The 7,692-nt window shown below is 42.0% G+C and carries 8 protein-coding genes and 1 pseudogene; 3 read left to right on the top strand and 6 right to left on the bottom strand.

What is annotated here, in order from left to right; genetic code table 11:
* The 5 genes from ACKTT2_RS21725 to ACKTT2_RS21705 all read right to left on the bottom strand — a co-directional run.
* Nucleotides 1–328, bottom strand: a 328-nt coding sequence (locus ACKTT2_RS21725; RefSeq protein WP_500691392.1) for a cupin domain-containing protein, incomplete at its 3' end; no start/stop codon positions are given.
* On the bottom strand, nt 315–1,091 hold the full coding sequence (locus tag ACKTT2_RS21720) for a class I SAM-dependent methyltransferase (protein WP_407890516.1): 777 nt from the start codon (nt 1,089–1,091) through the stop codon (nt 315–317). The genes ACKTT2_RS21725 and ACKTT2_RS21720, both read right to left, overlap by 14 nt.
* A gap of 139 nt (nt 1,092–1,230) precedes the next feature.
* Nucleotides 1,231–2,940 carry a fumarate reductase/succinate dehydrogenase flavoprotein subunit gene (locus tag ACKTT2_RS21715; protein WP_407890515.1) on the bottom strand — a complete coding sequence of 570 codons (1,710 nt, stop codon included), beginning with the start codon at nt 2,938–2,940 and terminating at the stop codon, nt 1,231–1,233.
* 20 nt (nt 2,941–2,960) lie between these two features.
* On the bottom strand, nt 2,961–4,013 hold the full coding sequence (locus tag ACKTT2_RS21710; RefSeq protein ID WP_407890514.1) for a sulfonate ABC transporter substrate-binding protein: 1,053 nt from the start codon (nt 4,011–4,013) through the stop codon (nt 2,961–2,963).
* Between the two features lie 442 nt (nt 4,014–4,455).
* Entirely contained in the window at nt 4,456–4,701 is a 246-nt protein-coding gene (locus ACKTT2_RS21705; RefSeq protein ID WP_407890513.1) for a VOC family protein, read from the bottom strand.
* A 17-nt stretch (nt 4,702–4,718) separates the two neighbouring features.
* On the opposite strand from ACKTT2_RS21705, the gene ACKTT2_RS21700 reads away from it, so the two are divergent.
* On the top strand, nt 4,719–4,946 hold the full coding sequence (locus tag ACKTT2_RS21700; RefSeq protein ID WP_407890512.1) for a hypothetical protein: 228 nt from the start codon (nt 4,719–4,721) through the stop codon (nt 4,944–4,946).
* 142 nt (nt 4,947–5,088) lie between these two features.
* On the opposite strand, the gene ACKTT2_RS21695 is transcribed toward ACKTT2_RS21700, so the two are convergent.
* Nucleotides 5,089–5,229, bottom strand: a complete 141-nt coding sequence (locus ACKTT2_RS21695) for a hypothetical protein (RefSeq protein ID WP_407890511.1) — start codon at nt 5,227–5,229, stop codon at nt 5,089–5,091.
* Here ACKTT2_RS21695 and ACKTT2_RS21690 point away from each other — a divergent pair.
* Both ACKTT2_RS21690 and ACKTT2_RS21685 read left to right on the top strand, forming a co-directional pair.
* Nucleotides 5,183–5,468, top strand: a pseudogene (locus ACKTT2_RS21690) (IS4 family transposase); the annotation flags it as partial. The gene ACKTT2_RS21695 and the pseudogene ACKTT2_RS21690 sit on opposite strands and share 47 nt — an antisense overlap.
* Before the next feature lie 61 nt (nt 5,469–5,529).
* On the top strand, nt 5,530–7,659 hold the full coding sequence (locus ACKTT2_RS21685) for an AMP-binding protein (protein ID WP_407890510.1): 2,130 nt from the start codon (nt 5,530–5,532) through the stop codon (nt 7,657–7,659).
* Nucleotides 7,660–7,692 lie beyond the last annotated feature (33 nt).

The following is a 7,692-nucleotide window of genomic DNA, read 5'->3' as shown; positions in this document are numbered from 1 at the left end:
CGTCTTGCTTGCTGTGAGCGTGACGAAGGGCTGAAATTGCCTGGGGAGCAAGGCGTGTTAGGTTTACACCAAAGTTCGCGATCCCAAACAGGTCACCAAGTGGGTGTTTCTCCCTGCCTACCATACGCAATGCAAACGGTTCAGGATAGTTTGAGGGCTTAGTTCTTGTCGGTGCATCAGATGCGTTGATAGCAATTAATTTGGCTTCTTCTGACATAAGAACCTCGTAAGACGGAATGATGAGGGCTAATACCAATTCAAAATTTTGAGTGGCTCTTATTTTGGCAAAGGTATTGCTTATGACTCCTATTAACTTATAAAGTTGCACGCAAAAAACGATAACCTACATCAATCTCTGTCAAGGAGCGAAATTCTCCATATTTTGCATCCCATTCACCACTAGTTAAATCGGCTGCAAGAGACTTTACTCCAGATTCAATCAAACTGGGATTAGCCAAAGCAAAAGAAGAGATTCCTGCACGCACGTGAGGTTGTAGATACAACTCAGGACGCCTCCAAGCTGCTGCTGCAAATAAATCAGATAGATCGTATGGTAACAAAAAAGGTATAGCTTCAACACATCTATTAGTATTTTCCTGAATCAACTTTGTAAGTTCGTTGAGTGGTAATAAGCGTGCTGCATCTTCCCAAAGAAAAGGAAAGTAATCATAAAGCCATATTTTCTGAGCCAATCTAATATCAAAAGTTAACACAACTATTGCTCCGAATTTAAGAATCCGATGCATTTCTTTAAAAGCTTGTTCAAGGTTAGAAAAGTGATGAATTGTGAGAAGACTTATTACTCCATCAACGGATTTATCTGGTAAAGGGAGAGCTTCTGCATATCCACTAAACCATTCAATTTGTGGATGTTTTTCTGCTTGCGATCGCATGACTGAAGAAGGTTCTACAGCATAAATAGAAAATCCTTGGTTAGCTAGTGCTTGAGTGTAACCACCAGTACCAGCACCAATATCAGCGATCGTGCTACCTTGTGGTAAGTTAAGTAAATTGATTATTGCCTTAACAATACGAGAGTCAGGGACGCGAGTTTTTGCGTATTGTTTACCAATTGAATTGTAAATAGGCATCGGTATATTATTCTACAAATAGCTAGGCGGAAATAAACAGAACTACATGACAAAATATAAATATGCCGGAAATCCTTACCAATGACAAATGACTAATGACAAATGACGCTCCTCACTAGTTAACTTTAATTGTGCTGACTTACTTAACCGCCACATCATAAACATCTTTTCCTAAATCCACCTCTACAACATAAGGCTCAACAGAACGCTTAAACAGCACCATTTCGCCTGAATCATCTTTTTTCAAATTCACATGACAAAACCATTCTTCATTATTCTTATCTGGAAAATCCAAACGATAATGGTAAAGACCCCAGCGACTTTCTCGGCGATACAAGGATGCTCGTGCTGCCATTTCTGCACAGTCTCTAATAAAATGTACCTCCGTACAGCGCATAAGTTCGTGAGGGTCACGCGCTCCCATTTGAGCCAATGTATCATGATAGCGAACAAAGTGTCTTAAACCAATCTCCATTTTGTTACCCGATTTCGGCGGTTGCAGGTAATCATTCACTAGTCGTCGCAGCTTATACTCTACCTGAGTGTGAGGAATACCATTGGGTTGGTTCAAAGGTGCATAAACGCGAAATCTTTCCGCTTCTAAAAGATCGCGATCGGGTTCCAAGTAGTCCAAATCTTGGATATACTCCATAGCATGAGTGCCTGCCAAGCGACCATAAACAAACGCCCCAATCATGTAATTATGGGGAACACTTGCCATATCTCCTGCTGCATATAATCCTGGTACAGTTGTTTGAGCCTTTTCGTTTACCCAAACGCCGGAAGCACTATGTCCACTACACAACCCAATCTCGGAGATATTCATCTCTACACCATGAGTGCGATAGTCTTCACCTCTACCTTCGTGAAAGCGTTCCCGGCTTGGTCGTTCATTTGACCACAGAATTGACTCTATTTCAGAAATTGTGTCTTCATCTAAATGAGTCATCTTCAACTGGATTGGTCCTTTGCCAGAGTTCAGTTCCTTCCAAATCTCTAGCATCATTTGCCCGCTCCAATAATCACAATTTATGAAGCGGTGTCCTTCAGCATTGGCGGTGTATGCGCCAAAAGGTCCGGCAACATAAGCACAGGCAGGACCATTGTAGTCTTTAATCAAGGGGTTGATTTGAAAACATTCTATATTAGTTAGTTCTGCTCCTGCATGGTAAGCCATTGAGTAACCATCCCCTGCATTAGTGGGGTTTTCGTAAGTACCGTAGAGGTAGCCAGACGCAGGTAATCCCAGCCGTCCGCAAGCACCCGTGCAGAGGATAACTGCCTTTGCTTGGATGACAACAAAATCACCACCCCGGACATCAAACCCAACTGCACCGATCGCCCTTCCTTCTCGCACTAAAACTCGTGTCGCCATGACGCGGTTGGTAACACGCACTTTATGGCGTTTAACTTGGCGAGTCAGAATGGGCTTTAAATCTTTACCTTCTGGCATAGGTAGTACATACTTGCCTACCCGATGTACTTGCTTAACATCGTAGTTTCCTTGTGGGTCTTTTTGGAACTTAACGCCCCAACTTTCTAATTCTTGAATTGTTTCGTAGCCTAGCTTTGCCGTTTGGTAGACAGCTTTTTGGTGGAGAATTCCATCGTTGGCAATGGTGACTTCGCGCGTGTATTGTTCTGGGGTGGAGTGTCCGGGAATGACTGCGGTATTCACTCCATCCATTCCCATAGCGATCGCGCCACTACGACGAATATTTGCCTTTTCCAGAATCAGCACCTCTGCATCTGGATTTGCTTGTTTTGCCTTAATCCCCGCCATTGTCCCCGCCGTACCGCCACCAATGACAAGTACATCCGTTTTCATCCACTGAGTATTGACACTCATATCCGTTCCCCTTGTCATTTTTAACTACCCTGCCAAACAATGTCCTTGACGACAACTGGTTTTGGCAATAGCTTGATTTTGTAGAAAGCATCAGCTACTTGCTGTTGTCCGGCGATAACTTCTTTTGTTAACGGTAGCACCCCATATTTGCGCCGCTTTTCTGCTACCTCCAATACAGCAGCATCAATTCCCAATTCTGGCGAGAGAAATTTCGCGACTTCTGTAGAATTCTTTTGCGCCCAGTCACTTATTTTCTTGACTTGAGTGAGAACTGTTTTTAACGCATTAGGATGCTTCTGAACAAAAGATTTAGCTGCAAGATAATAACCACGATTCGATACGAGTCCCGTTCCATCAGTTAGAGTTCGTGCGCCTGTCGCAGCCACAGCAGCAGCCAAATAGGGGTCCCAAATAGCCCATGCTTCCACATTGTTACCTTCAAAAGCTGCGCGAGCATCGGGAGGTGTGAGAAAAGCTGGCTTAATATCGCTATACTTTAATCCTGCTTTTTCTAATGCTTTTACTACTAGGTAGTTAGTATTTGAGCCTTTTGCAAAAGCCACTCTTTTCCCTTTAAGATCCGCTACAGTTTTAATCGGTGAATTTTTCGGCACAACGATCGCTTCTGCTTTCGGACTCCAAGGATCGTAAGCAACGTAAACCAAGGGAGTCCCTGCGGCTTGGGCAAATATAGGCGGTGATTCACCAGTGTATCCAAAATCAATACTTCCTGCATTCATAGCCTCTAACATCGGCGGACCTGCTGGAAATTCTGTCCATGTCACTTTAGCATTAGCAACCAAAGCTTTCTCCAAATCTTTTTTTGCCTTCATGGCATTGAGAATAGTTGCTGCTTTTTGATAGCCAATGCGAACCACAACTTCTTGACTTGCTCGATTCTGTACTAGTGTCAACGCAGCGTTACTTGTGTTGGTGGGAGAAAAAGCAGAGACAGCAAGACTCAGGCTCAGCCCCAGTGTCAAGAATAAAGTAAATCTACGAACTCTAGATAGTCTCTGCAATAAGCCACTGAAAATTCCCAAATATCTAACTGATAAGAGCTTTGTCAACATATACTGTGCTTTTACCTTTAATATTAAAATTTATATTACGGTAAACTCAACAAATTACCGTATTTAAATTGTTGAGATAATATTCACATGAATAAGCGACAAATGCAAGATAGGGAAACAATTGCTCTATTAAGAAGTATTACATTTAATGACAATCTAGGACTTAGCACTATACAAATTGACGAACGTATGCATTAACGGATAATGGTCGTTTCAGACTTGTAGGGGCGCAATGCCTTGCGCCCCTACGGTGGTTGATGTTGGTTCTCATTCGTTAACAAATCAAATGTTGAGGCGCTAAAAATGCTTATTCATATCTAACGGTTTCTGTCAATGCGTAAGTCCTAACAATCTATGATAAATAAAATTATTCAATAGTAAGCGGTACAGAAATAAATCAGTGTTGGTTCAATGAAGTTGTTGTAGTGAAAAATGCGCTGTACTAGATTGGCACAGTAGAAACTATCTTAGAATTAGCTTGATGGTTATAGGTTTTCTTTGGTAAAGGTTCCCCTTCCATGATTGCCACCCATAAACTGTTTATTAGGAAGAATTTCTCTTTTGAGATGGAGAAAGTTTGCCCACTACTAGAATAAACTTCTTCTGCATCAAATATAAATACAAGGAATTTTGTCATCTTCTCCAAATCTCTCACGATGAAGGTGATATGGCTAATTCCTTGAATCATATGTGTACCTTGAGTGAGTGTTATATCATCTTTGGAAAGAAGACATCTCCAGAAATAAAGTTGGTTGTATCCGTGAAAAGTGGCTCGATATATTCCTCTTTGAAAGGCAAATTACTTTGCACGAACGACCCTCTGAGGTGTTACCGATGGGAGAACATGGCGGGCGTCACTTTGGTACGATTCTGGCTTGGGGTGATTGGGAGGCGAGCGCGAATCGCCTGAATGAAATGAAGATTCATACTTAAAAATCTAGGCATCATAAATTATTTAGGAGAAAGTAGGAAAAGTGGAAAAAGTAGGATGTTTTCTAAAATCTATTAATAATCATATTGTTATGCTGTAACATTGGTTAATGTTTCAAGCAACCAGTCAGTAACAGGGGTAGTACTAGCGGTAAACGGCGTAGCGATCGCTGACTATAGAGGTTAAAATTGATATGTCAATAACTATAGACAATAGTTTATGTACTGGATGAATTACTAAAACTACGGGGACTAATGCTGCTAATCTCTCATTTTTTATGGTCACCTTATTTCATCATCATCTAGTTAAGTTTCGCTAAAATAATCCCGACTCTGGCATTTTTACTCTTAAGGCTTACTACCCTTGGTTTTCAATATGTTCGTGAAATATTAAAAATGCTTCCAAAAGAACCTGAGCCAATTTTATTAGTCCAGTTTGTTGCCAAGCTTACCTCTAATGGTTGTATTCACCCTGTTTCTACGGGCGTTGAACCTCGTAAATTGGCGAAGGTATTGTATAAATAACATATTTTGAAGCATGATAAAATTTATACTAAAACTTATTAAATTAAAATACTGTAAAAACATGAATAATAATTTATACTCAATGCAAAGTTTTGGTGAAGCTACTTTAATTGACCTGTTACAAAAAAGAGCGCTACAGCAACAAAGTCAAGTAGCATATACCTTTTTGTTAAATGGAGAAACAGAAGAAGTTAACTTAACTTATCAAGCATTAGATCGAAAAGCGCGATCGCTTGCTGCAAAGTTACAGAGTATGAAAGCTACTGGAGAGAGAGCGCTGCTTTTATACCCGCCAGGACTCGAATTCATTGCTGCTTTTTTCGGATGTTTGTACGCAGGTGTTACTGCTGTTCCCGTGTATCCACCGCGCCATAACCAGAATATGACAAGGTTGCAAGCGATTGTGAAAGATGCTCAAGCTAGTTTCGCCCTCACAACAACATCTGTTCTTACCAATATTGAACACAGCTTAAAACAAGAACCAGAACTAGCAGCGTTGCATTACATAGCCACCGAAAATCTTACCGACAATTTTGCACAAGATTGGCAGCCTTTAAAAATAAGTAGTGACACCTTGGCATTTCTACAGTACACCTCGGGTTCTACGGGAACACCAAAGGGTGTAATGGTGAGTCATGGAAATTTACTTTCCAATTCAGCAGATCTTGACAGAGGATGGGATCACTCATCAGAAAGCGTCATAGTCACATGGCTTCCTACTTTTCATGATATGGGACTCATATATGGAGTCATTCAACCTCTATACAAAGGAATTCCATGTTACATGATGGCTCCCACATCCTTTCTACAACGACCAATGCGATGGCTTGAGGCGATTTCACGCTACAAAGCAACTCATAGCGGTGCTCCTAATTTTGCCTATCAACTATGCGTAGATAAGGTCACCTCAGAACAACTCGCCAATTTAGATTTAAGCAGTTGGCGTATGGCTCTTAATGGTGCTGAGACAGTTAGAGCAGATGTTCTCAAACGGTTTGCCGAACTGTTCAAACCGTGTGGTTTTAACCTGAGGAGTTTCTGCCCCGGTTATGGTTTGGCTGAGGCTACTCTCAAGGTAACTGCTACCAGAGCCAAAGACTTACCGACTTTTTATACAGTTCAATCGGAGGAACTGAGAAAAAATCGCGTGGTAGAGGCTCAAGAACAAGAGCCAGGGTCGCTAACTCTAATGGGATGTGGATATACCGAAATTGATACGAGAATTGTTATTGTGCATCCAGAATCATTGACAACCTGCTCTCCTGGAGAAGTGGGAGAAATTTGGGTGTCAGGTGTCACGGTTGCGCAAGGTTACTGGATGCGAGATGAAGCGACCGAGCAAACCTTTCAGGCATATTTGGTAGATACAGGAGTTGGGCCGTTTTTACGCACGGGAGATTTAGGATTTTTGCTTGATGGCGAGTTGTTCGTTACAGGTCGAATGAAAGACGTGATTATTATCAGGGGGCAAAATCATTATCCCCAGGATATTGAATTAACAGTCCAAAAAAGTCATTCAGCACTGCGACCGAATTGCGGGGCTGCATTTTCTGTGGAGGTAAACGGTGTTGAACAGCTAGTCATTGTGCAAGAGGTAGAGCGGAGTTACTTACGTCAACTAGATGTAATGGAGGTGGTGAGAGCCGTTCGTCAAGCAGTGTCAGAGCAGCACCAGCTAGAAGTTTATGCTGTTGTGCTACTGAAGACAGCCAGTATCCCAAAAACATCTAGTGGTAAAATTCAGCGCCATGCTTGTCGGGTTGGTTTTTTGAATGGAAGTTTAGATGTCGTCGGAGATTGGACAGCGAGTCTTCAACAAATAAACTTACCACAGATCCAACAACAAGTAGAAGTCCTGTGGGGGAAAGTGCATTCTTCAAATGAGTCGCCAGCCAATGGGAAATCGTTCAAACCAGCTTTTACAGAAGAAGCGATCGCAACCTGGCTGGTTTCTCATCTCGCCCTGTCCCTGCTCGTTTCCCCAGACGAGATAGATATTCAGGAGCCTTTTGCTACATACGGTTTAAGTTCGGCGGTGGCAGTTAGTATGACGGGTGAATTAGCACGGTGGACTGGCTGTGAACTTGAGCCTACTCTTTTTTGGAAGTACCCCAACATCGAAGCACTTGCTCAGTACCTAGCAGTTCAATGTTTGTTATTGCAATTAAGAACCTCTCCAGTGAGTGTTTGAGCAAATGTTATCAAATGAAGCTAATCGATCGCA

It is taken from the genome of Scytonema hankhaensis NUACC26, from assembly GCF_045865695.1.
Taxonomy (GTDB): domain Bacteria; phylum Cyanobacteriota; class Cyanobacteriia; order Cyanobacteriales; family Nostocaceae; genus Scytonema.
This window is presented reverse-complemented; position numbering and strand designations above follow the sequence as displayed.